Source organism: Lentzea sp. NPDC102401 (genome assembly GCF_044765805.1).
Classification (GTDB): domain Bacteria; phylum Actinomycetota; class Actinomycetes; order Mycobacteriales; family Pseudonocardiaceae; genus Lentzea; species Lentzea sokolovensis.
This window is the reverse complement of the sequence record NZ_JBIWKS010000022.1, coordinates 1-22,672: the sequence shown is the minus strand read 5'-3', so window position 1 is coordinate 22,672 and position 22,672 is coordinate 1. Positions and strand designations below refer to the sequence as shown.

Genomic DNA, 22,672 nt, shown 5'->3' with positions numbered 1-22,672 from the left:
CCAGTTCACGCGCAGTTCGTTTGGTCACTCACCGTTGCCGAACTCAGTTCGACCGCGCCGGTGGCCCTCTCCGCCGAAGTGACCCGTTCGGCCGCACTGCCTACGACCGATTGCGAGTCAACTACACCGCGTTACCGCAATCCCCCCTGAATGGAGGCCCTTCGATGTCTACATCGTTGCGCTCAGTGAGCGCCAGTCTCGATGCCGACTCCAGTTAGATTACCACTCGAATGGAGTAATCAGTCAGTTAGACAGTGCAATTTGTTCACGGACCGTGTACGAAGTACAAAAGTCGTCGTGGCGTGGAACGTGGGGGTCCGACGTCTTGGTCCAAACGAGGGGGCGGCTGGACATGTCCACCACGAGACGTGATCACGATCGCGAGGCCAGCGGCCTAGATGGATCACGGCGCATAGCGCCGAATGTCGGCAACCGAGCGGACTGACACGTCATGGCGTCGCCGACACGAGGACCCGTGACCACCGCGCCCACCCGCGGACTGCCTGCCGACACCACGTCGTTCGTGGGCCGCGCCGACCTGGTGGAACACACGCGTGAGCTGGTGGCTCGCGAACGATTGGTCAGCCTCACCGGACCAGGAGGTGTCGGCAAGACGCGGCTGGCCGTCCGGGTCGCGTCGACCATGACGCGTGCGTTCACCCACGGCGTGTACCTCGCCGATCTACGGGTGCTGGCTGGCGACCCCGGCACGGACCTGGCGGGCGTGGACGCCTCGGCAGGTGAGCGCGCGGTCGTCGCCCCGCTCGGCGCACTGTCCCGGGTTGTCGCGGACGCCCTGAACTTGCGAGACCACTCGGACAAGCCGGTCATCGCGAGACTGCTTGAACACGTTCGCGACCGGCAACTGCTGTTGGTGCTCGACAACTGCGAGCACGTCGTGCACCTCGTGCGCCGCCTGGTCGCGGTGCTTCTCCGCGAGGCCCCCGAGTTGAAGATTCTCACCACCAGCCAGCACCGGCTTGGAGGACCTGATGAACACCACGTGCCGGTGGAGCCACTGGCCTGTCCCGATCCGGGCTCGCGGGCGTGGACGTCGGAAGCAGCGCACCGCAGTGAGGCCATAAGCCTGTTCCGCGAACGGTCCGCCGCCGCCGGGCACCGGATCGCCGAAGACGAGCTCAAGGATGTCGCCCGGCTGTGCATGGCGTTCGGCAGTTTGCCGCTCAACATCGAACTCATCGCCGGGACCATGAGCACCTACTCCCCCGCCACGTTGCTCGCGCGGCGAGAGGAGTTGATCCGGCAAGGACGCTTCCTGCAGCCGGTCGAATGGAGCTACGAGAACTGCGATTCTGATGCCGAGCGCCTGCTATGGCGGCGACTGTCGGTCTTCTCGGGCGCGTTCGACCTGGATGCAGCCGAGGCCGTCGCGTGCACGGACGTCATCGCCGACGAGCGGGTCCTCAGCCTGATCGGCGGCGAAGAGGCTCCCGGCGCCAGCGCTGTCACCTCGTGCGAGCCTTTAGCCAGTGGTCAGGTGTTCGACCTCATCGAGAACCTCGTGCACCACTCCGTACTGTCGATCGACCGCAGCACCGGAAAGGTGCGCTACCGGCTCCTCGAAACACTGCAGGCCTTCGGGGCCCGCCGCCTGGCCGAGTCCGGTGAGGACACGACGGTGCGCCTGCGGCACCTGTTGCACTGCCGTGACCGAGTCGTCGAGGTCGCGCAGAACTGGTTGTCCCCCAAGGAGACGGTCCTGCTCGACCAGCTCAGGCTGGACATGCCTGATGTGCGCGCGGCGATGAGTTTCGCCCTGTCCGCACCACGCGCGGCCATGCTCTGCGGTCTGGAAGTCTCGACCATGCTCACCGTCGGGCGCGCCTGGTTCTTCTTCGGCTCCCTCTCCGAAGGCCGAGACTGGCAGCTGCGTTTCCTGGGCGCGCTGACCGACGTGCCGTCGGCCTTGCACGCGATCGCTCTGACACAGCTCTACTGGATCGGTATCTGCCAAGGCCGCGTGGAGCTCACCGACGAGCGCTTCAAGGAGGTTCTCGCCCTCGCCGAGGCCACTCGCGATCCGTTCGCTCTGGCCAGCTACAGCTTCCTGCGCGGAACACACCTGCTGCTGGGCACCGGGGAACCAGAGGCGCTGCAGTGGCTTGAACGAGCGACCGCCGAGTTCGACGCGGCGGGCGATCCGACCAAGGCCTTCATGCCGAGGATGTTCGCCGCTGTCGCGGCCTCGCTGATGCACGACGATCCCGACCTGTCACTGCGGCTGGCGACCGAGGTGACGAAACTCGCCGAAGAATCCCAGTCGGCGCAGTCCGTGGGATGGGCACGCTTCAGCCTCGCGATGGCCTTCCTGCAGCGCGGCGAACACGCACGAGCCCGGATACTCGCGCAGGAAGGCTTGCGCATCCAGCGCGACATCGGTGACCTTTGGGGACCATCGTGGTCGCTGGACGCCCTGAGCTGGACCACCGCGGACGACCGACCTGAGCTCGCCGCCGAGCTCGCCGGTGCCGCCGACAGCGTCCGCAGGGACACCGGCGCGCAGATCGAACGGTTGCCGGCACTCGCAGCCCAACGAACGCGGGCGATGGCGACGATCCGTGTCACGCTCAGCGCGCCCGCCTGCGCCACCGCCTACGCACGAGGTGCCGCGCTACCTCCGGACCAGGCCATCGAGTTCGGAATCTCCGTGTTCACCGCGGAGGAGCGGGATTTCCGGCCTGTGGATCAGGCGATGGTCGAACTTGCGCGCAAGGGCGTCACAGAACGAGAGCGTGAGGTGGCGTTGCTGGTCGAGCAGGGCCTGACCAACCCTCAGATCGGCGCACGACTGCACGTGGGCTCCCGGACCGTGGAGACGCACGTGCGCAGCCTGCTCAGGAAGTTGGGCTTGACCAGCCGGACGCAGGTCGCGGCGTGCATGGCGGCCAGTCGAGTGCCCGCAGTGGTCACTGCAACCACACCGGGAGCCGATGAAGACCGTTCATGATGGAACTGGCCCGCCTGCGCACGTCCTCGAGCCCCATCGCCAGCCGCGCGCTGGGAAACCGGGCCACCAGTTCGGTGAACGCGACGTCGCCGACCATGCGCGCCTGCGCGGCACCCAGGCAGTAGTGCATGCCGTGGCCGAACGCCAGATGAGCGCTCACCTCACGGGAGAGCCGCATGTCGTCAGCGGCAGCGAACTGCTCGCCGTCACGGTTGGCCGAGCCGAGGCAGATCAGCACGATGTCGCCGGCAGGGACGATCGTGCCATCGACGTCGATGTCCTCGCGCGCGAATCGGGGTGAGGCTGCACGCACAGGACTGTCCAGTCGCAACAACTCCTCCACCGCACGCGGCACCAGCGCGGGCGTCCGTGCCAGCTGCTGCCACCGGTGAGGATGCCGCAGCAACCAGAAAGCGCCGTTGCCGATCAGGTTCACCGTGGTGTCGTGCCCCGCCACGATCAGCAGGAAGCAGGTACCGAGCAGCTCCTCAGTGCTGAGCTGGTCGGAATCGACCGACGCCGATACCAGCGCCGACAACAAGTCCTCGCCCGGCTTGTCTCGTTTGGACGGGATCAGTTCGGTGAAGTAGGCCTCCATCGCCACCGAGGCGGGCTCGGTGTACTCCGGCTCATCTCGCATCAGGTGCTCGGTCCACGTCCTGAACTGCACCCGGTCGCTGTGCGGCACCCCCAGCAGCTCGCACATCACCATCACCGGCAAGGCGATCGCGAACTCCTCCATGAGCTCCGTCGGTCGTCCGGTGTCCCGAGAACGTGTCTGTGCGGCGTCCAGAAGAGACTGTGCCGTCGCGGTCACGCTGGGCCGCAACGCTTCCACCCGTTTCGGCGTGAACGCCGAGGACACCAGCTTGCGTAGGCGCCGGTGCTCGGGCGCGTCGGAGTTGAGCATGTTGCGCTTGTACATGCCGCTGAACGAGACATGCCGGTGCTCGCCGGCCATGAGCGTGCTGATCGCCGCGCGCAACTCGTCGGCGTCCTTGCCGAGCGCGGGATTCAGCAACGCCGCTTGCGCCTCGCGGTGCCGCACGATGAGTGTCACCGGCATCCCGTTCGCCAGACGCGTCCGGTGCACCGCACCCACCTCACGCAGATCCGCGAAGATCTCCTCGGACCGGCTCCACACGTCGTCCGCGAACATGCTCGCGGCGACGTTCCTGACCTCCGCCATCTATCCCCCTTGGAACCGGCCGGCCCCCAGTGCCGGCCGGGTCACGCTCTGCCGTGGCCGTTGCCCATCGGCGCACGAGCAGTTGTGATCGATCAGGAGGTTCTGTCGCGAAGGCTCGCGCCTCGCCACGAGGAGGCCTGTGCAGGTGAGTGATCCCTCGGAGCCTGCACAGGCCCGCACCTCCCCCGATTGGCCTGGTGGCTCCGCGATTGCCCGATCGCGGCACCTGGCCCATCTCCGGTGTCCCCCCATGTGGATCACGCTGGCCGCGATGCTTGCCACGCCCGCTAACGCTCATCGTGATCCGCCCCTGAGGACGAGCACAGCCTGCCGGGGACACCGGGTTGCGCACATCCGTCATCTGCCGGAGCCGGGCCCTCTCGCCTACTGATTTCGCTGGCCGAACACGCGCCGACCTACGTACCGCTCACCCGTAGATCTCGGCTGCCCGCGGATCAGGACGCGATGCCAGTCATCCCGCTCAGGCCGGTGATAGCAGGCCGCAGAACGGATCGGGGCCCCGGCAGCATTGCTGCCGGGGCCCCGATCCGTTCTGCGGCTCAGCTCTCCGCGGCCTCCACCAGCGAGGCAGATGCGATCGCCACCGGGGGGACCTTCCAGCACGCAGAGTCCGCAGGGTTGTCCGAACCTTCCGCAACGACGACGCGATTGCGGCCGAGGGTCTTGGCCCGCAGCACTGCCTGGCTGCCGTAGTGCGCCAGGACGTCGAGGGTCGTCCCGTGTGTGGGTGACATCGCGACACCGATGGACACGGTGCGCCCCTGCCCCGGCTCGCCGTGCGGGTTGATCAGGTGCGTCTTGTCCCCCGCCGGCAAGCGGACCTCGATCGTCAGGCAGGCGACGTCCTGGCGGATGCGCTCGGCCAGCGCGACGGCTTCGTCTGTGCCGGTGCCGGGAAGGGCGACGATGAACTCCTCGCCGCCGAAACGGCCCACCACGTCACCACTGCGGATGCTGGCACGGATTCTGCGCGCCACCGCCTTGAGAACCTCGTCCCCGCCGAGGTGACCGAACTCCTCGTTCACACGCTTAAACCAGTCGAGGTCGATGAACAGCAACGCGGTGTCTTTGTCCAGCGCTTGGTCAGTCGCGAGAGCCAGGGCCACCTGCGGCTCGAATCCGTGTCGGTTGCTGACCCCGGTCAGCTTGTCGGTCCACGCGTCGGTGGTGCGCTGGTCAAGGTCAATGCTGAGCTGCTGAATGCTCTGCTGCGCCCTGGTGGAGTGCACCGCGACCACCACCATGATCACCGGCAGTATCACGCTGACGGTGATCAAGGTGCTCGCCATCACCGCCATGAACAGTGTGACCAGGATGAACGAGTTCGTCCGTGCGTCGCCAACGAGATCGGCGACGCTCGTGCGCCCGGTGGTCACCAGGGCGCGGGCCATGCCCACGATCACCGCCTGAGCCAGAAAGTACGCCGCGACCGCGGCCACGATCGCCGCAGCGGCGGTGAGCTGCTCGGCGGCGGTCACCGGCAGCCGTTGGTGGCCGGTGATCCACGCGTGCAGCGGGGTCCAGCGCGCGATCCAGTAGACGCCGAGCACGCTGGCCGCGATGGCCGCGGTCGTGAACACGAACCTGTGCGGGCTTTTGCGCGCGTACCGGTAGCGGTCCAGCCGCAGCGCGACCAGCAGCGCCAGCACCAGCGGCGCCGGCGACACGATCGCCGCGGTGAACAGCCAGATGCTCGTCTGATCGACGTGTTCACCGCCACGGGCGGCGCCACGACGCCGTTCTTCTGGTTCCCGCGTCGCGATGACGTGGGCGAGCGCGAATGCCGCAAGCGGGCCGAACCGCAGCAGGTCGTCGATCCGGACTACGGCAAAGGCGCTGGTCACCGCTGCGCACGCGCCGATCATAACGTCGACGCTGAGCAGCCACACGATCAGCGTGGACGGGTTCTTCCACAGCGCCCACTGCGTCGGTCGCAGATCTATAGCCCCTCGGATATACCGCTTCAGGCGCGTCCACGAGAGACTGAGCGCGCCTGAAGACGATGTGATCCCTCGTGCGAGCGGCGACTGGTTGCCCACCGGTTTGTCGGCGCTGTCGCACGCCCTGGGACGCCCACCCGGTGGAGGTGACGACCGTGCCCGAGTTCGAGCCTGGTGACCGCGAGTTCTGACCATCTCCTGTTTGCCCCCCATTTCCAGCCCCCCAGCAGGAGGTGACGACCGTGCCCGAGTTCGGCGACCGCGAATTCTGAGCTGCGCGCTCTTCTCATTTCACCTGGCCAGACCGCACCCCCCGGTGCAGAAGCAGGGCACTGAGCCCCGCGATTCCCAGCCCTGCTGCTCCGGCCAGAGCCACCGCCGCCGAGGCGGACCCCAACCACAGGGCCGCGGCGGCGCCCGCGAGCACCGCGAGACCTTGTCCTGCGGACAAACCTGCGTTGAGCAGGCCGTTGGCGCCCGCCGTGAACCCAGGTGGAACACGCTCGGTGATCTCTGCGCCCGCCCCCGCCAAGTAGGCGGCGCCGAGGCCGGAGACGATCAACAGCCCCCCGCGACGAGCAGTGGCGGCTGGAAGAAGAACGCGACCAGCGGTGCCTGGCACAGCAGCGCCAGCGGCACGACGAGGCGGCGCTGGCGATCCGAGGACTGTCGCTCCAGCCAGTGCCCCATGATGATCACGCCCACGCAGTCGGCCGCTAGGAGCACGGCGACCATGCCGTCAGGGCCGTGCGTCTGCTCGACCAGCGGCGCCGCCAGCCCGTCGGGTACCGCCGCGAAGCCGATCAGGACGATGAGGATCGCCATGAGACGTGCCTGGCGATCCTGGCGCAACACGCGCGCGAACATCCGCACCGACGATGTCTTGGGACGCGCCGCCGCTCCCGCGGAGATCGTGCGGGCGGACGGACGAGGGCGCAGCCCCCACCACAGCAGCGCGGCGGCGATGAGGAAACTCGCGATGTCCAGCAGCAGCGCTGCGATGGGGCCGATCGTGCCGATCACGGCCGCGGCCGTGGCGAGGCCGAGAAGTTGTCCCCACTCCCGCACCACCATCAACCGGGTGCGCCCGGACTTGTGGTGCTCGGCGCCGAGCACATCGAGCGCAACGGCGGCTCGCGCGGCTGCATAGAGCGCCTGCACACCCGCGACCGACACGGCCGCGCCGGCAAGCACAATCACCGACACACCAGGCAGCGTCATCACACCTACCAGGCCTGCCTGCACCACGCAGCTGGCGACCAGCACCTCCCGCCGAGGGAGACGATCCGCGAGCGGTGTCAGCACCACTCCCGCGAGCAGCGGCGCCAGCAGCATCAACCCGTACGTCGCGCCGCTCCAGGCCGCCGAGCCCGTGCGGTCCAGCACCAGAAGCGCTATCGCCACTTTGGCCAGCTGGTTCCCGATGACCGAGGTGGCCTCGGCACGCCACAAAGCCCTGAACTCCGGCCCCAGATTCGGGCGCGCGGACCTATCCTGCTCCACCCCCGCCCCCCGTAACGTCTAACTGGCAGCCCCCGACATTCCACCCGAGAGGCTAGAGCAGTTAGACGTTTCTCGGTCAAGCGTAAACACTGTCAAACACCAATGGACTAATCGAGTGACTGTGTGTGAAACTGGTTGATGCCACGCAAGTAAACGCTAACGCACCGTAGTTATTCGCTTTCGCCGTGCTCTCAGAGGCCAGTTAGACGCGCGGCATCGCGAAGGTCTGGGGGACCGCCATGCCCGCCAAGAAGCCACCCCGCCCGCCCGCAGACACGTTCGGTGAACGACTCCACCGAGTGTGGTCGGAACATCGCGTCCCGAAGAACAAGGCCGCCGTCGACGCACTCCGCGCCGATCCCGCCGCCGACGTTCCGATGGGCGAGCCCACCTACGAAGAGGTCGCCGACTTCATCACCCGCACACACGTCAGCGTCAGCGCCCCCTACCTCGGCCTGCTCCGCCGTGGCGAGCGACCCAAAACCGGCAATCCGAGCCTGGAGATCGTGGATGGGCTCGCCGCCTACTTCGACGTGGACGCCGACGAGCTGCTCGGCCGAAACAGCCGGGACATCGGCAACAGCTTGCCGAACGACCAGGAGCCCAGCGAGAACACGGTCCTGGTAGACCGCCTCGACCGGCTGTACCAGACGATGCGTCCCGCAGGGCGCACGGAGCCGCTCACCGACCAGGAGGTAGCCGGCGCCATCGGCGAGAACGCGGACATCTTACGTGCGGCGCGCCGCGGGGAGCCGATCCACGACCGGGCCGAACTCATACTCAGGCTCGCGCGTTACTTCGGCGTACCGGTCGAGTACCTGGACGACGACGCGGATCCGGAGCTCGTGGCCAGGATCGAGGAGCAACTAGGCCGCTTCCAGGCGATGCTGCGGTTGCAGGCCGACGGCGCATTCAACCTCGGAGCGTTCGACGTCGCGCTCCGCGCCTTCTCGAGTGTCAAAGAACCCGAGACCCAACAGGCACTTCTGCGTATTGTCGAGACCATTGCCGCGGGAGAGCGCGGCGGCAGTAGCGGCTCTGGGGGGCTTGACCAGCGATGACACGCAACACGTCCGGCGCGCCCGACCGTGCGGTGCGCCGACGTGTCGGGCGTATCGCCGACGACCTGCTGCACGCGGTAGCAGTGCCCAACCCGTTCGACCTCGGCGGATTCTGTGCCGCGCTCGCCGAGCACCGCGGCCGACCACTGACCCTGGTCGGGCTGCGCACGCTGCTGGGCGACAAGCCCGTTCCAGCGCAGTTCTCCGGGCTGTGGCTCGCCGGCCCCGACGTCGACTACCTGTTCTACGACGACACGACCACGCCGCTGCACCAGCGGACCAGCGTGTTGCACGAGATCGCGCACATGGTGCTTGGTCACCGATCATCCGAACGGCCTCAGGACGTGCACCTGACGTTGATGCGGATTCTCCTGCCCGACCTCGATCCCGTCGTCGTGCGCCGAACGATGGCCCCTGGGCTGTGCCGGGCCCGCGACGTGCAGACCATCGACGGCTACTCCGATGTTCAGGAACGTGAAGCGGAGACACTTGCCACGGTTCTGATCGACAGGCTGCAGTTCCCTGTGGACGCCGATCTACGACGGGAATCGCCCACCGCGATCAGCGGCGGCGACGCCGACGTGCTGTCCCGCATGGCCGGAGGGTTGACCGCACGCAGGCAGGAGCGTCCATGATCTTCGTCGGGCTCCTTGTCGTGCCGCTTGTCGTCGGCGCGCTCGTGCTTTTGGAGATGCTCGTGCAGCGTGTCCGCACGAGGCTGGTCAACGGCCCCGGTTCCGCGGTGCGGGTCGCCCCGGCGGCGCGCGCCATCGCCATGTCGTGTCTGGCCCTCGGCTTCGCCGTCGTGCTTCAGCTGACCCCGATCAACTCGGCCGTGAACCGGATCGCCGGGTTCAACCTCGTCTGGCCGCTCCAGCACGCCCTGGTCCTGCTCTCGGGCTACATGACCCAGCTGTTCTTCTTGTTCTCCATCGAGCCTGAGGACCAGCTCGCTCGTCGGCGCGGGCGACGACTCGCGATCCCGTTCGTCGTCACGCTCGTCGTGGTGATCACGCTGTTCCTTCTCGCACCTGACGCTCGCGACTTCGTCTACGGACCTGCAGGCCGCAACGAGTCCGGCGGACCAGGCAATCCGATCGCCCAGTCCGCGTTCACCCTCTACAGCGCCTATCTCGGCGTCACCGTCGCGATCCTTACCGTCCTGTCGTGGCGGTGGATGAGCAAGGCGCGCTCACTGCCGTTCCTGCGTACCGGCTTGTTCCTGTCCGCACTGGGATGCGGCTTGAGCACCGTCTACTACGGACACAAGCTCGTTCACGAGGTCGTTCTGTTCGCCGGGCACACACTGCCCTGGACCGAAAGCAGCGTCGGTCTGCGGTTGATGCCCATCGCCGTGACCCTGGCGACGCTGGGCGTGCTCATCGGGAAGTTCGGTGACCGCGTCGCGCTCCGAGCACGACCCCTCACCAACCGCGCCAGAGAAACGCGGATCGCCCGGCGTCGGGTGCAGGCCTACCGGGACCTCTTCCCGCTGTGGAACCGATTCGTCGAGCAGCTACCCGGCATCGCGATGGACCCCCGAACCATCGACGACGCCGGCAACGCACCCGACGACGCCCGCTACCACCTGACCCGGCTGCTGATCGAGATCAGCGACGGCGTCCGGCAGATCAGGCCGCATGTTCCGACCTCCGTCTACGACCAGGCCGAACAGCTCGCTCGTCAAGCCGACCTGGACGCCGAACAGAGCGACGCCGTCGTCCAAGCCTCGGTGATCAGAGTAGGGCTAGACGCCCGGCTGGCCGGCGACTCCCCCGTCGCCACAGGAGCGACGCGCTCCTTCGGACCGAACGAGCTGGCCAACGAGGTCGCCTGGTGGCGTCGGGTCGCACACGCCTACGACAGCCCGATCGTCGTGCAGGTCCACACCGACCACCTGCGTACCGCAGGCGCGGAACACGCTGAACAGGCAGCATCCAGCCCGAACAACCGAAGCGAGACCTGAGTTCGATGGCGCGTCGCACCCACCTCACCCAGATACGCAGCCTCAACGTGAGCGAGGACTACGAGGCAATCCACCGGCTCACCGTCACCCGCGAGTTCCCGTTCGACGTGACGCTGACGTGGCAACTCGCGTTCTACCGCGTCTACGGCATCCCGCGCATCGCAGAGTTGCTCCACCACACCGGCCACATCACGGGGCACGCCCTCTCCCGAGCCGAAGACACCGGCCTGATGATCTACGAGATGGTCGAACACGGACTCGACCATCCTCGGGCCCGCACCGTGCTGAGCATGATGAACCGCATGCACCGCCGCTGGGACATCGCCAACGACGACTACCTCTACGTGCTCGGCACTTTCATCCTCGTGCCCATGCGTTGGCTGCAGCGCTACGGCTGGCGCAAACCCAGTCCGCAGGAACTCGACGCCGCACATCACTTCTGGCGCGAAGTCGGCCGCCGCATGAACATCACCGGCATTCCCTACAGCTACGCCGACTACGAGCGCTGGTTCGACGCCTACGAGCGCACGCACTTCAGATTCACCGCTGCGAACGCCGAGCTGTACGCGGCCTCCCGGCAGCTACTCGCCGACCGCTTCCCTGCCTGGATGACACCGCTCGTGCGCCGCGCGGGTGACACCCTGCTCGACGCGCCACTGCGAGCCGCCCTGGGCGTACCGCAACCGCCGTGGCTCCTGCGAACCGCCGTCCACCTGGCATTGCGGAGCCGTGCCACGGTCGTGCGCTGGTTGCCCGAACGCCGCGACAGCATCTTCACCCCAGGCGGCGTCACACTCTCCCGCCCCCACGGCTATCAGCTCGAAGAACTCGGGGTTCGCGAACACTTGCAGCGCAACACCTCGGACTAGCCTGGTTGCCTTCCAGATCGGGGGGTGGCGTGGCGGGCACTCGGTGAGCACGCGGTTTTGGTTGTGCAGGGCAGCTTGCGCCTCTTAGGCGAAGAGGCCGCGAGCCCGATCGAGCTGCCGGATGAACTCGTCGGAGCGGCGGGTTCGTTGCGTCCACAGCACCGCGAGCCAGCGCAATACAATCGTGCGGCGGGCCGCGTCGAAACGGGCCCGGTTGCTCTGATCAACACCGAGTTCATCGGTGAGCGCGAGCCAGGCGGAGTCTGGGATGTGGTGAGCGCTGATGTGCTCGATGTGATCAGCGGCGTCGACCGCGGGATCGCTGTAGCCAGCGAACTCGAAGTCCACCACGCGCAGGCCGTCGTCACTGTGCAGCCAGTTGAGCAAATTGGCGTCACCGCGGCTGAATACCGTGGGCACAGGTCGTGCAAGGAGATCAGTGTCGTTACCGTCGTGCCAGCGCTGTAGCAGCGCCAGCATCTCCGGGGTGTGCTCGTCGCCAGGTTCTTCGGCAAGCTGCTCGGGCCAGATCTCGGTGAGGCGCGCGATGTAATGCGCGATGGAGTCGACACGCGGCAGCGATGCGAGAGGTTCGGTGAGCGGAATCTCCTGAATCGCTCGGGTTGCGCAAGCAAGATCGGCGAGTACGGCGGACGGAAAGGCGTCTTCGTCAGCTGGGCTTCCCGGGACCAGGCTCATGCCGAGGGCGGGCCGCTCGTCGTGCTCGTCGAGCCAGAGTGGCAGGGGTGCGACTCCCAGGGCAGAGACGTGGATCAGGCCGTGCCACTCGCGTTCAACGCGGTTGCCGTCTGTCTTGCGGTAGAGCTTGATGCAGGTGTCGTTCCAGGCATACACGTCGTTGTTCCGGCCACCGGTTAGAGGACGCAGGGACCAGGCCTCGAGGACGTCGTTGAGATTGTCGGGATCGCCGTGCTGTGCCGTGCGCAGGTCGGCCAGGAGGTCACCGGGAACGGTCCAGTGAGTGCTGACGGCGACGGCGTTCATCATGGCGCGGGGACTCTCCTGGGAGGATGCGGTCGGCGGGCTTAGTTTATGAGGCTGTGCCGGGTGCGTGGTGCACCTTGAGCGCGGGTCGGGGGCACGGGGTACGGGGTACGCTTGGTGAACGAGCTGGTGGACATCGGCTGGCTCGCGATCGTCGATACACAGGACTGCGACACCAGGATTGTCGGCGGCCAGGATCTCGTAGGCGTTGTCGACTTGCTTAAGGTACGCGCGGTGATCGGCTGGCTCGCGTCTCGCTGGGAGGTACGCCGCACGGCGACGTCGACCGCGGAACGAAGCCACAGCACCTGGCCGGGCAGGCGTTCGGTGAGCGCGGTGAGCGCGGTCAGCCAGCTCAGGGCGGCTTCGGGGGTGGTGCGGGTGCGGCGCAGAAGTCCGGCCAGGGGCGTAGGAGGCCATGGTGTTCTCGCCGCAATCCTCGATCACGATGCCGTTGGGCCCGGCGGTATCGAGGGCATCGGCCAGGACGCTGGCGACGAGGTCGGCGCGGATGGCGGCGGTGAGCAGTGTGTCCACGACCGGGTCGTTTCCTCGCAGGTACCGGTCACCTTCGTCGGCGAGCACGGTGAAGAGCTGGGCGGCGGCCGGGTCGCTCTGGAGTTTCGCCAGGTCGGAGAGAGTGACGACATGGGTTCAGGCTGAGTACCTCGTCGTGGACCATGTGCCTGCTCACGCGGGCACAATCGCGCCGTCTTCTGCACCGCCGAGGATCGCCTCCTTCGCCGCCCTCGCCAGGTGAGCCTGGGCAGGCGCATCAAGACCGAGCCGGTTCCAGTGAAAGATGATGTGCAGCGCGATGACCGCTCTCAAGCCGCGGGTGAGAATCCCCCGCGCTCGCAGCACTTTGAGCGCACTCCCCGCATCCGTGAACGCCGCGATCCAGCCTGAGTCGATCAGTTCAGGGCGAGCGTTGCCTCGCAGCAGATGAGCGGCTTGCCTCGTGAAGGCGGCCCATGTCTCAGGCGATACCGACTCGGTCTTCACCGCGGCACGGTAGTCGGTCAGGACTTGCCCCCAGACGTCGCCTTGCTCGTTAAAGTCGAGCCCTGCTGCCCTCATCAGAGCGGTGCACAGGACGAGCGAGTGCTCTCGCCGGTCGCCCGGATCGTTCACGAGGTAGGGCAGCAGATGGCGGCTGTCTCGGTGAAACAGCTCATGAGCGATCCGCATGCTCTCCGGTCCGCCGAAAGGGTGTGTCTCTGGCTCGTAGACGTCCGGGGTCCACTCGAGTCCGCGGGTGACGATCCGGTGCACCGGATCGTCCTGGGCGTTGGTGGACGGCTCAGCGAGACGGTAGCGGACCCGCCACGCGCCTTCTTTGCGTATGAACCACACGCTGGTGATCAGCTCGCGCTCGTCCACGGTCGTGAGAGCCTGAGTGAGGTGCGCGACCGCTTTGTGTTCCTGGTCTGCACGTGTGTCGCCGGCGAAAACGAGGTTTCGCTGTCTCCAGAGTTCGACTTTCACTGAATAGCCTTTCGGGTCAGCTGAGCAGTAGACAGGCGTCCCACGATGTCGCTGTTGTCGCAAGATCGGCCAGCGTGGCCCCCGCCGCGCCGGTGAGGAACCCACTGGGTTCGTCTGCGGACACTGGGGTGTGTCGATGCCAAGTCAGGATCGGTGCGAGGTCGACGTGCGTTCGTGCGTCGGCCGCGATGCGGCGTGCGGTCGTGAGCACGCCTCCGGTGCCATGGCAGAGGTTTCTTTCCGTGAGTCGGGCGAGCTGAGCGGGGTCGGCCAGGCAGTCCGACAACGCCGATTCGACCTTCTCCTGGCGGATGTCATCGCCCAGGGCTCGTGCTGCCGCATGGAGTGCGCGCGTGATACCTGGAGTGCCGTAGCACCAGGATGGCTGGTGTGGCTGCGCCTGGAGAGGTCGCCCGGATTCGATCTCAGTGAGGGTGACGGTCTTCGGCCACCACAGGTCTCGGCCGTCGAGGTCTTGCTCCCACTGGTCGAGCCACTCGCAGATTCGCGTTATGGCCAGTACTTGGCCGTCGACCTCGACGCCGTCGTTGCGCGTGAGGGCCAGCAACGTGAGGGGCCCGGTGATGCCGTGGGCCAATCCATGGTTGGAGTGTCCACCTGGGGGCGCTGGCTTGCTCCGTTGATAGCTGTCCGGGGTCCACCACCCCGGCAGGCCGTCGATGGGCTCGGTCAGCCGAACCACATAGGCGAGGATCTGACGGAGGAGGTCATCGTTTCCGCTGCGGCGGACTACGACGCCGAGGCCGGTCAGCCCGCTGATGAGATCGTACTCAGTGATTTTGGGGCGCTCGCGTCGATCGATGCGCTCGTGAGCGGCCTTGAGGCGTTGCTCAACGATCGCGACCGTCGCTGTGTCCACTGTGTCCTTCGCGTGCAGGAGACCGGCGTGGTCTGCGGCACCGTGCAGGACGAACGATAAGGCCGGCGCGCCGTGATACAGGCTGGCATTCATTCCAGTGCTCACCCCGTCGGCAACGGCATCGGTCAACGTGGCGAATGCGGAGTCCCAGGGCGCCGCGCCGATGCGTGCCTGCTCGAGGTGCAGAAGGGCGATTCCCGTCGCTCCGCCGCTGAGGGATTGGCCTGACATCACGAGGTGCTCCTGATGAGCATCGTCTTGGCGGCAGCTCGCGCGACGCGGAGGCAGTACAACTCGGACGCGAGGTCGGGACCGATGGTCCTGGCGTGGTGCAGGTGCAGCAGATCGCCGAGCGCGCTGTCGGCGTTCATCCCATCGTCGTCGACGCGCGTCCGGTAATGAGCGAGTGCGAGCTGCAAGGTGAGATCCTGGTGACTGCTGGCAGTGTCGATGACGGCGTCGCGATGGTGTTGGACCTGTCGGTCGGTCGATCCCTTGCCACGATGATCGACGTGATCGAGAAGCCAATTCAAGCCGTCGTCTGCGAATCCGCGAGCGATATTGATCATTCCAGCGGCGGTCTGCACGACTGGATCGCTCTGCGAGCGAGAGATGATGGCGCGCGAGTCCGCGGCGAACACCGCCTCGGCGGCAGCCAAGGTAGGGCCGGTACCAAAGCGGGTTTCCGGCCGGTAGGTGTCGATTGTGTAGTCGGCGAGCAGACCACGTCCACGTAGCTGGTCCGTCCAGTCCCTGAGCCGTTGCGCGGTGCGCGCGTACTCACCCTCGTCACGGAGCGCGAGCCGGAGACGCAGGTGAGGCACAGGGGCGTTATAGCGGAGGAACCACGAGCCGCGGTTGTACACGTCGCCGAGCTGCGGGATCTCGCGAAGTATGTCTCCGACCAGGCCGTACAACTTCGTGTAGAGCCAAGGGGAAAGACCTGGGCGGTGTGTGGCGGTGCTCGCGCGCCGGGACCGAGCACGAGGGCGCTGGCTGTTTGTTCTGCGTCCCAAGGTCAGAACGATCTCGTGTGCGCGTCCCTGCAACCAGTCTGCGTGCCCAGCCGTCTCGGTCAGCGTTGCGGTGGGATTGCGGTTGAGGTGGGTGCGCAGGAGCGAGAGATGCGCCGGCTCGTCCAAGTTCAGTCGGATGCGGGTGTCACGGGCGCCGAGGAACACTTGCGCGGGAATCCGGTAGGTGCCGCGAAGCTGTTCCCACCTCTCGCGCCACCTATCGCGACTTTCCTTGCCAGGCGGCAGGTCGGCGGCCTCCACCAGCCAGCGCGCCGAGTGCAAAATGGAGCGTCCGTACCGGATTCGAGGCAAGAAGGGAAAGTCGCGTCCCACCGGTCCCCAACTGAACGGACGGCATGGAGCTGCCAGCGCGGTACAGACCTCGGTGATGAACCGGGCCAGCGGTTGCTGGCCGGTGGGCAGGTCGACCGCGTTGAGCAACAGCGGTTCGACAGGGTGATTTCGCGACAGGGACGTCAGCCACATTCGCCGCGCGTCGGCAGCAACGGCGAGGTCGTCGACGTCGACGTCTGCGGCCTCGTGGTACTCGCCCAGCGGCAGGATCGGCAAGATCGCAGGAACGCGCGCTACGGCTGTCATCTTCGGCACCAGTGGTGGCACGGAGATCTGAACGGGGACGGCGTCAGGGAACTGTGTGGGAAGGCATGTGTACACGTGCCGGAATCGCTCGCGTTCGGCTTGGCTGAGCAGGTGCAGGAAGCGACCGACGGTTACCCCGGCGTGCCGGGCGCCACTGAGGACGGACAGCGTGAACTCGCCGCGGTTCAGATCACGCAGTGACGATGCGGCGAGGCTGAACCGCAGTTCGGTGTGCGGGACGGGCTCTCGGCTCTCGCCTGCCAGGCGTTCGATCAGATCGTCGTCTAGGACTATCTCGTGTTGACCGCGCAGTGCCGCGCGTTGGGCGAGCGTAGCCAAGATCGTGGTGCGGGAGTCGATGCTCTGCACATCGCGCCGTTGAGACCCGCGATACCCGGCGGGATAGCCGAGGCCCGACCCGCCGAGTAGCTCCCGGAGGGGCACGGCGGCGTCGGTTCCGTATCGCTCTAGGAAGTCCTGGTGATACTTGCGCCATCCGCTCACGTGTGGGGCGATGCGCGTGAGGGTCGATGCAGCGAGTTCTGCTTCCCGAAGAACCGCGTCGGGCAACGTGATCGAGCAGTCGAGCCTGAGGTCAGCGGCTGCCGGCTCCAGCGAAGTGGTGGAGGTGGTGAAGCGGGCAACGTGGGCGACCGGGTCCGTTGCCGTCATCGGTGGCCGCACAGCCGAGATCAACACGTCGTGCGCCACGAGCTCGGCGAGCATGGTTTCAATGACCACGGTGTCGACCTCGGGCGCCTGGACGGCGATTCTGTCCGTGAGGTCGGTGAACGGTATGGGCGAGCGTGCCGCCATTATCGCCAGCCGGACTGGTCCGCTCAGCTCGACCTCAACATCACAGAGGCGGTCAGTCGTGCCGGACACGTCGCTCCCGGCGCCGGGAACGACCCAGCGGGAACCGCGAGCGAACCCCAGGGAGTTGGTGACGACGTTGGCCGTCCGCAAGAGTGGGAGCTGCGCTTCGAGGGCGTGGAGCTGTTCGTACAACGTCGTCGCGTCCGGCCGCAGCACCACTCGATGGTCCGATCCCCATCGCGTGGCAGCCGTCCCACCGATGTTGATGGGGGCGACCCCCGCGAACAGGCCGTACGGTGTGGCTCGACTTTGCCATCTCAACAGGTAGCGAGCGACCGCTTCAGCCGTCCTGCGCGGGCCTCGTGGTGACGCGTCGGCTCGTACTGGGCTGCTGATCAACTTACGCACTTCGCTCGACAGAACCGGCGACGCGTGTTCCACCGCGGCGACGAAGTCGTTGATCTCCCAGAGCTGTCGCAGCCAGTCTGTCCACCCCGCGATGTCGTCGTCGGTGAAGTCTGGCCACGCTGGAAGATCGATGTCGCTAGGGATCGTTGTCGCCCTGATAAGGGCCGCGCCCAGCACTCTGTACGAGCCCGTCACCGGTTCCGTTCCCCCTCGTGTGGAAGGCCCGGCTCCAGTGCGGAACCGGGCCACGCAACTACGTCTGGGATCAGCCGTTGGTCGTGCAGGCATCGCTGCCCGTGTTGCCGGAGCCGCAGTTGTCGTCCGTGCAGTCCCCGGTCGGGGCCGTCGATGCAGTTCCCGCGTCCACGAGGTTGATCGTCAGGCTGAAGTCAGCGTTCTGCATGGTTGTTCCCTTTCAGAAGGTTCTGTCGGCTCCACTTCCTGCGAGTGGAGCCGTGCAGGATGGAGCGGTCTTTCAGTTCCACGCGAAGAGCAGGCGGCTGTGTCGCTTGGCGAGTTCCTGCACTTGCGGGAGTTCATGGTCGGGAGATCCTGTCGGCGTCACGTGGAGCGTGGGCGCAGGACGGCCGGCAGCGTCCCAAGCGCGGATCTGGTCTGTCATCCGCTCTGCAGCCGCGGCGGCCTCGGGGCCGTGGCTGTAGACGACGTACTCGAACTCGGTGTCGCTCAACGGCCGAAGCGCGCCTCGGTACGCGAGACTGCTGCCGTGAGCGAGCGCAGGCGTGCCGAACCACGATGACGGGCTGACCAGGCCGCTCCCGAGCGCCTCCTGCTTCGTGATCATCATCGCGAATCGATCCAAGTGGGTCGCGAGCCACAGGTCGAGGTCTGCGGAGCGCCTGCCGCCGGGAACGACGACTCCGGAGGCGACCTCGTGGCGCTCGTGGGCGAACACGCCGTCCAGGTCCGTGTCGTCGAACTCCCGCTGATGGGTTTCGTTGAGCCACAGGTTGATTTGCTCGTGCAGGCGAACGTTCCAGCCTTCGCTGCGCCCTGCGCCCTGCATCGGCACGAAGCCGGCGAGCATGTTGCTGAGGCTGACCAAGCCATCGGAGCTTCGCAGCAGTTCCCATGAGCGGGTGGTGCCGTAGGTCCGCAGAGGTACGACGAGGACGCCGTTGTCGGTTAGCTGGTTGATCCACGCTGGCGGAATGTCCCAGGCACCGACGGTGACGATGATCAGGTCGTAGCGACGGCCAGCCTCGATTTCGAACTCGGCGTCCGCGCGGATCACCCTGACATCCGAATAGCCTGCGCCGTCAAGACACCGTCGCGCCCGGTCGGTGACGTCCTGGTCGATGTCGACTGTGGTCACGCTGCCGGAATCGCCTACGAGATGCCGCAGCAGGGCCGCGTTGTACCCGCCGCTGCCGATCTCGAGGACGTGGGCGCCTGCGAGGCCGCGCGTGCCGTGCGCTTGGACCAGCATGTCCGTGATCAGGTTGGGTGCGGACACCGAACTGATGCCCATGTTGTCCTCCGGGCGCCGTTTGGTCACGACGGCCGTGTCCTCGTACGCCTTCTCCAAGGAGACCTCAGGGATGAACGCCTCCCGGGGCACCGTGCTCAGTGCCTGTTTGACGGCGGGAAACAGCGTGAGGCCACGCCTCAGCAAGCCTCGCTCGAGGCTGTCCACGAGCGTGTGGCGCAGTTCCTGCGCGCGGGTGGTCATGTCGGCGGTCATGGATGCCTTCCGGCTAGTTGATTCTGCAGAGCGTTTGGACGCGCCGATCGGCAGCGAGCACGCGGCCCGGCGTCGGTGATGTCCCAGCCGCACGTTACAGAAATAGGATCGAAGTCATACTGAGCGTTAGCGGTTTGCGGAGCAGGCAGCGCTGCGGGGCGAAGAAACGATCACGACCGCCGGCCGTCGAGCCCGTGATGCGCCTGGTGGGCTGAAAGCACTGCCCGGCAGGGGAACCGGCCTCCAACCGGCTTCCACCAGCGTCGGCGACAGGTCGCACAGCGACCGTTCTCGTCAGGCTTGTGCGTGGTCAGCAGGACTCGGTATGCGGCGAGCAGAGGTGGACCACATGTTCGTAACGCCCGCAGCACACTCTCGTCGTCGCCGTCCCGCACCAGCCGCTCGAAGCGAGCGAGGTCTTCTGCGAGGTCAGCGAGCAAGTCGACGGACATCACGCCACAGCCGTGGATTGCAACGTGCGCTTTAAGGCTTCGATCAAGGACTGCGTAGCTGCCTGAGTAGGCGACTTTCCCCCGCCAGGATGCGGGACCAAGGCGATACCGCCGTCGCGTTCGATCACCATGAGCGCTCGCCGCCAGACCACGGCATCGGCGCACGGGATGAGGACCTGAGTCCTGGGTCGGCCGAGGCGGCGCGCCGAGATGCACTGCTCCTCATCAGAGATCACCTCTCGCTAGGTCGTGTGTGTCGCCCTGTGGGCTCTGCCAGACTGGGGTGAAAGTCACCGAACTAGCAAGTGCGCAAGTAGGGATTCGCTAGTTAGCCACTCGATCGGGGTAACAGAAACCTAGATCAACGAGCCGTAAGGTGGAGTCGCTCATGAGGTTGGGAGGGAGGCCACGGTGACTCAGCACGACGTTCCGCCAGATGTCCGCAAACGGCTGGCCGCACGACTGAAGGAGCTGCGTCCGTCCGGCATGACGCAGCAAGAAGCGGTCGCGCTCCTGCTGGCGCTGCAGACCGGCAACAACTGGTCGGTGAGCCGCCTCAGCAAGATCGAGACCAACGAAGGTCGAGTTCTGCCCGACGAGATCGACGAACTCTTCGCCGTCTACAACGTCGATGACCGCGTCGAGCTCGACAAGCTCAAGCGGTGGGCTCGCGTGGCGAAAGCGAAGGGGGTGTGGACGCAACGCCGGCCCGGACTGCCTGACAACCTGAACGAGTTCGCGAGAGCGGAAACACGTGCGACCAAGCAGCGCATCTGGGAGCCGCTCCTGGTACCCGCGCAGTGTCAGACGCCGAGGTTCGCCGCGGCCTTGATCACAGCGATGGAGCCGGACCTCACATCCGACGAGGTTGCCACGCGAGTCGAAGCTCGAATGGCCCGACAGAACGTTGAGCAGGAGCTCGTCGTCATTCTTGACGAGGACGTCCTGCAGCGGCGGATCGAGCCCATCGAGGTCTGGGTCGAGCAGCTACGGCACCTCACCGACATGGTGGGGGCCGGACGGCTCGTACTACGGGTGATTCCCCGATCAGCCGGACCGCATCCCGGCCACGCGGGCTGGTTTGTGCTCCTCAGTTTCGCGGACCCGGAATACCAGGATCGTGGCTACACCGATGGCCCAGGCGGGAGCCTTTATCTGGAGGACGCCGAGGACGTCCAACGCTGTAGCCTGACCTTCGACACGCTCTTCGAAATGGCGTTGCCTGAAGACGAGACGGTCAAGCTGATTCTGGACCTCATCGACTAGCCCACCTTGGAGCTTGCGTGATCAAGAACCGGACGGGCGCTGGCGTGAACAGCCCGGACTTCTCCTCGGCCGACTGGCGCAAGAGCAGCAGGAGCGGCAGCAGCAACGGCGGCGGTGGCACCAACTGCGTTGAGGTCGCGGTCCTGGGCGCGCGCGTCGGCGTGCGAGATTCGAAAAACGTCGGGTCATGGCTCACGTTCAGCGATGTTGCGTGGCGGCAGTGGGTTTCGACAACGCTAGGCACTTCCCACACCTAGGAATGAGTATCTATCCAAGCAGCTAGATGTCCCAGGACACCAGCTGGATCTGGCGTTGACCCAAGCCAGCGCCCGGACGTCACCTACTCGCCTGTGGAGTTCAGCTTCGCGTTCAGCTGGCTGCGATGGCACCTCGACGACCTGAAACGCACCGCTGTGCGATCCAGCCGTACGACCCGCGACGGCACCGGTGGACAATTCGCCGATGATCGTGAACTTGGCTCCTGGGGCCAACCGCAACACCGTGCGGCAGATCCTCCGCGAGACCGCCGCAGCGGCCCAGACCCTTGCCAGCCCCGGAGAGTTGTCCACCGGGGCGTGGGTCATGCGCTACGTCTCCTTCGTCACCACCACCGGGAACGCACTGCGCAACCAGATCACGCCCCGGACATCGACCGTCTGCTGTGGACGAACCGCTTCCAGGTCCTCGTCACTAAAACCGGTGTCCTCACCACGAGCCACGAGCAGCACGCCGGCATCAACGCACTGCTCAGCGCCGAACTTCAGGACCTGCATGACGCGTTCTCCGCAGCGCACGACGCGCTCAACAACAAGATCATGGCCTGGCGGTCGAGCGACACGTTCGTCGCCCTCGACGGCAGCGCCTACATCAACGGGCCGAAGCTCGACGAGATCGAGCTCGGCAAGACCCTCGACCTCGTCCCGGGCACACGGATCCGACTGCTCGTGCCGATGGCGGTCGTCGACGAGCTCGACAACCTCAAGCAGCACAGCAAGCAACACCACCGGTGGCGTGCGGGCTACACCACCGCGGTGCTGGGACGTGTACTGCGCAGGAACCCGCAACCGGCCCGGACTGCTGAACGAGGACGACCCGACGGTCACCATCGAGGTGCTGTTCGACCCGCCCGGCCACATCCGGCTCCCGATCACCAACGATGAGATCGTCGACCGCCTGGTCCAGGCTCAGGCCCTCGCCGGCCAGCCTGTCACCCTGATCACCTACGACACCGGGCAGCACTTCCGCGCGCAGGCCGCCGGACTGCGGTCGCACCGGATGCGCAACGCCGTCGAGGACGAGCCTGAGCAGCAGGACAAACGCAAGCGCCCGGCCTAGTAGCGTGTCGCTGCTTAGTTATGGAGTCTTTGGCTGGGAGGCTGTGGTGATGGCCTCCCAGTTGAAACGGCCGGTCACGTTGTCGGCGTGGGATCGTGAAGCGTTGCTCCGGCTGACCACCACGGGCGTGCACTCGGCGTCGGCGATCCGGCGGGCGCGGGTGCTGCTCGCGCTGGATACTTCG

At 66.4% G+C, this 22,672-nt stretch carries 19 protein-coding genes; 9 read left to right on the top strand and 10 right to left on the bottom strand.

Annotation, left to right across the window (positions count from 1 at the left end):
* Positions 1-475: 475 nt before the first annotated feature.
* Positions 476-2,968 carry an ATP-binding protein gene (locus ACIRG5_RS45445; protein WP_402917166.1) on the top strand — a complete coding sequence of 831 codons (2,493 nt, stop codon included), beginning with the start codon at positions 476-478 and terminating at the stop codon, positions 2,966-2,968.
* Here the strand turns inward: ACIRG5_RS45445 and ACIRG5_RS45440 are convergent.
* The 3 genes from ACIRG5_RS45440 to ACIRG5_RS45430 form a co-directional block, all read right to left on the bottom strand.
* Entirely contained in the window at positions 2,928-4,157 is a 1,230-nt protein-coding gene (locus ACIRG5_RS45440) for a cytochrome P450 (protein ID WP_402917164.1), read from the bottom strand. The two genes, ACIRG5_RS45445 and ACIRG5_RS45440, sit on opposite strands and share 41 nt — an antisense overlap.
* A gap of 560 nt (positions 4,158-4,717) precedes the next feature.
* Positions 4,718-6,217, bottom strand: a complete 1,500-nt coding sequence (locus ACIRG5_RS45435; RefSeq protein ID WP_402917162.1) for a diguanylate cyclase — start codon at positions 6,215-6,217, stop codon at positions 4,718-4,720.
* A gap of 459 nt (positions 6,218-6,676) precedes the next feature.
* Positions 6,677-7,570: an MFS transporter gene (locus ACIRG5_RS45430; protein ID WP_402917160.1), complete on the bottom strand. Its 894-nt coding sequence runs from the start codon at positions 7,568-7,570 to the stop codon at positions 6,677-6,679.
* A gap of 290 nt (positions 7,571-7,860) precedes the next feature.
* Here ACIRG5_RS45430 and ACIRG5_RS45425 point away from each other — a divergent pair, with 290 nt between their 5' ends.
* Genes ACIRG5_RS45425 through ACIRG5_RS45410 form a run of 4 tightly spaced genes read left to right on the top strand, consistent with a single transcriptional unit; the run spans position 7,861 to position 11,517 of the window.
* The gene (locus ACIRG5_RS45425; RefSeq protein ID WP_402917158.1) at positions 7,861-8,682 is read left to right on the top strand and encodes a hypothetical protein; all 822 of its coding nucleotides are present in this window, start codon (positions 7,861-7,863) and stop codon (positions 8,680-8,682) included.
* Entirely contained in the window at positions 8,679-9,317 is a 639-nt protein-coding gene (locus ACIRG5_RS45420) for a hypothetical protein (protein ID WP_402917156.1), read from the top strand. The genes ACIRG5_RS45425 and ACIRG5_RS45420 overlap by 4 nt, the downstream gene beginning before the upstream one ends.
* On the top strand, positions 9,314-10,648 hold the full coding sequence (locus tag ACIRG5_RS45415; RefSeq protein ID WP_402917154.1) for an MAB_1171c family putative transporter: 1,335 nt from the start codon (positions 9,314-9,316) through the stop codon (positions 10,646-10,648). Before ACIRG5_RS45420 ends, ACIRG5_RS45415 begins: the two co-directional genes overlap by 4 nt.
* A 5-nt stretch (positions 10,649-10,653) precedes the next feature.
* Complete coding sequence (locus ACIRG5_RS45410; protein ID WP_402917152.1) at positions 10,654-11,517, top strand: oxygenase MpaB family protein; 864 nt, start codon at positions 10,654-10,656, stop codon at positions 11,515-11,517.
* Positions 11,518-11,601: 84 nt separating this feature from the next.
* Here ACIRG5_RS45410 and ACIRG5_RS45405 read toward each other — a convergent pair whose 3' ends face one another.
* The gene (locus tag ACIRG5_RS45405; protein ID WP_402917151.1) at positions 11,602-12,525 is read right to left on the bottom strand and encodes a phosphotransferase; all 924 of its coding nucleotides are present in this window, start codon (positions 12,523-12,525) and stop codon (positions 11,602-11,604) included.
* A gap of 114 nt (positions 12,526-12,639) precedes the next feature.
* Here ACIRG5_RS45405 and ACIRG5_RS45400 point away from each other — a divergent pair, with 114 nt between their 5' ends.
* Positions 12,640-13,185 (top strand): hypothetical protein, encoded by a 546-nt coding sequence (locus tag ACIRG5_RS45400; protein ID WP_402917149.1) that lies wholly within the window; start codon positions 12,640-12,642, stop codon positions 13,183-13,185.
* A 27-nt stretch (positions 13,186-13,212) separates the two neighbouring features.
* On the opposite strand, the gene ACIRG5_RS45395 is transcribed toward ACIRG5_RS45400, so the two are convergent.
* The 5 genes from ACIRG5_RS45395 to fxlM all read right to left on the bottom strand — a co-directional run bounded on the left by ACIRG5_RS45395 (position 13,213) and on the right by fxlM (position 19,435).
* Complete coding sequence (locus tag ACIRG5_RS45395) at positions 13,213-14,010, bottom strand: thiopeptide-type bacteriocin biosynthesis protein (RefSeq protein WP_402917147.1); 798 nt, start codon at positions 14,008-14,010, stop codon at positions 13,213-13,215.
* Between the two features lie 16 nt (positions 14,011-14,026).
* Positions 14,027-15,121, bottom strand: a complete 1,095-nt coding sequence (locus ACIRG5_RS45390; protein ID WP_402917145.1) for a lanthionine synthetase C family protein — start codon at positions 15,119-15,121, stop codon at positions 14,027-14,029.
* On the bottom strand, positions 15,121-17,925 hold the full coding sequence (locus tag ACIRG5_RS45385; RefSeq protein ID WP_402917143.1) for a lantibiotic dehydratase: 2,805 nt from the start codon (positions 17,923-17,925) through the stop codon (positions 15,121-15,123). Before ACIRG5_RS45385 ends, ACIRG5_RS45390 begins: the two co-directional genes overlap by 1 nt.
* Positions 17,926-17,995: 70 nt before the next feature.
* On the bottom strand, positions 17,996-18,133 hold the full coding sequence (locus tag ACIRG5_RS45380) for a hypothetical protein (RefSeq protein WP_402917141.1): 138 nt from the start codon (positions 18,131-18,133) through the stop codon (positions 17,996-17,998).
* 72 nt (positions 18,134-18,205) lie between these two features.
* The gene (fxlM, locus tag ACIRG5_RS45375) at positions 18,206-19,435 is read right to left on the bottom strand and encodes a methyltransferase, FxLD system (protein WP_402917139.1); all 1,230 of its coding nucleotides are present in this window, start codon (positions 19,433-19,435) and stop codon (positions 18,206-18,208) included.
* Between the two features lie 863 nt (positions 19,436-20,298).
* On the opposite strand from fxlM, the gene ACIRG5_RS45370 reads away from it, so the two are divergent.
* A complete protein-coding gene (locus ACIRG5_RS45370) occupies positions 20,299-21,153 on the top strand; it encodes a helix-turn-helix domain-containing protein (protein WP_402917137.1) in 855 nt (284 codons plus the stop codon).
* Between the two features lie 17 nt (positions 21,154-21,170).
* Positions 21,171-21,410: a DUF397 domain-containing protein gene (locus tag ACIRG5_RS45365; RefSeq protein WP_402917135.1), complete on the top strand. Its 240-nt coding sequence runs from the start codon at positions 21,171-21,173 to the stop codon at positions 21,408-21,410.
* A gap of 330 nt (positions 21,411-21,740) precedes the next feature.
* On the opposite strand, the gene ACIRG5_RS45360 is transcribed toward ACIRG5_RS45365, so the two are convergent.
* On the bottom strand, positions 21,741-22,142 hold the full coding sequence (locus ACIRG5_RS45360) for a hypothetical protein (protein ID WP_402917133.1): 402 nt from the start codon (positions 22,140-22,142) through the stop codon (positions 21,741-21,743).
* Positions 22,143-22,194: 52 nt separating this feature from the next.
* Between ACIRG5_RS45360 and ACIRG5_RS45355 the strand changes: the two genes are divergently transcribed.
* Positions 22,195-22,488, top strand: coding sequence for a hypothetical protein (locus ACIRG5_RS45355; protein ID WP_402917131.1), 294 nt, complete (start codon positions 22,195-22,197; stop codon positions 22,486-22,488).
* Positions 22,489-22,672 lie beyond the last annotated feature (184 nt).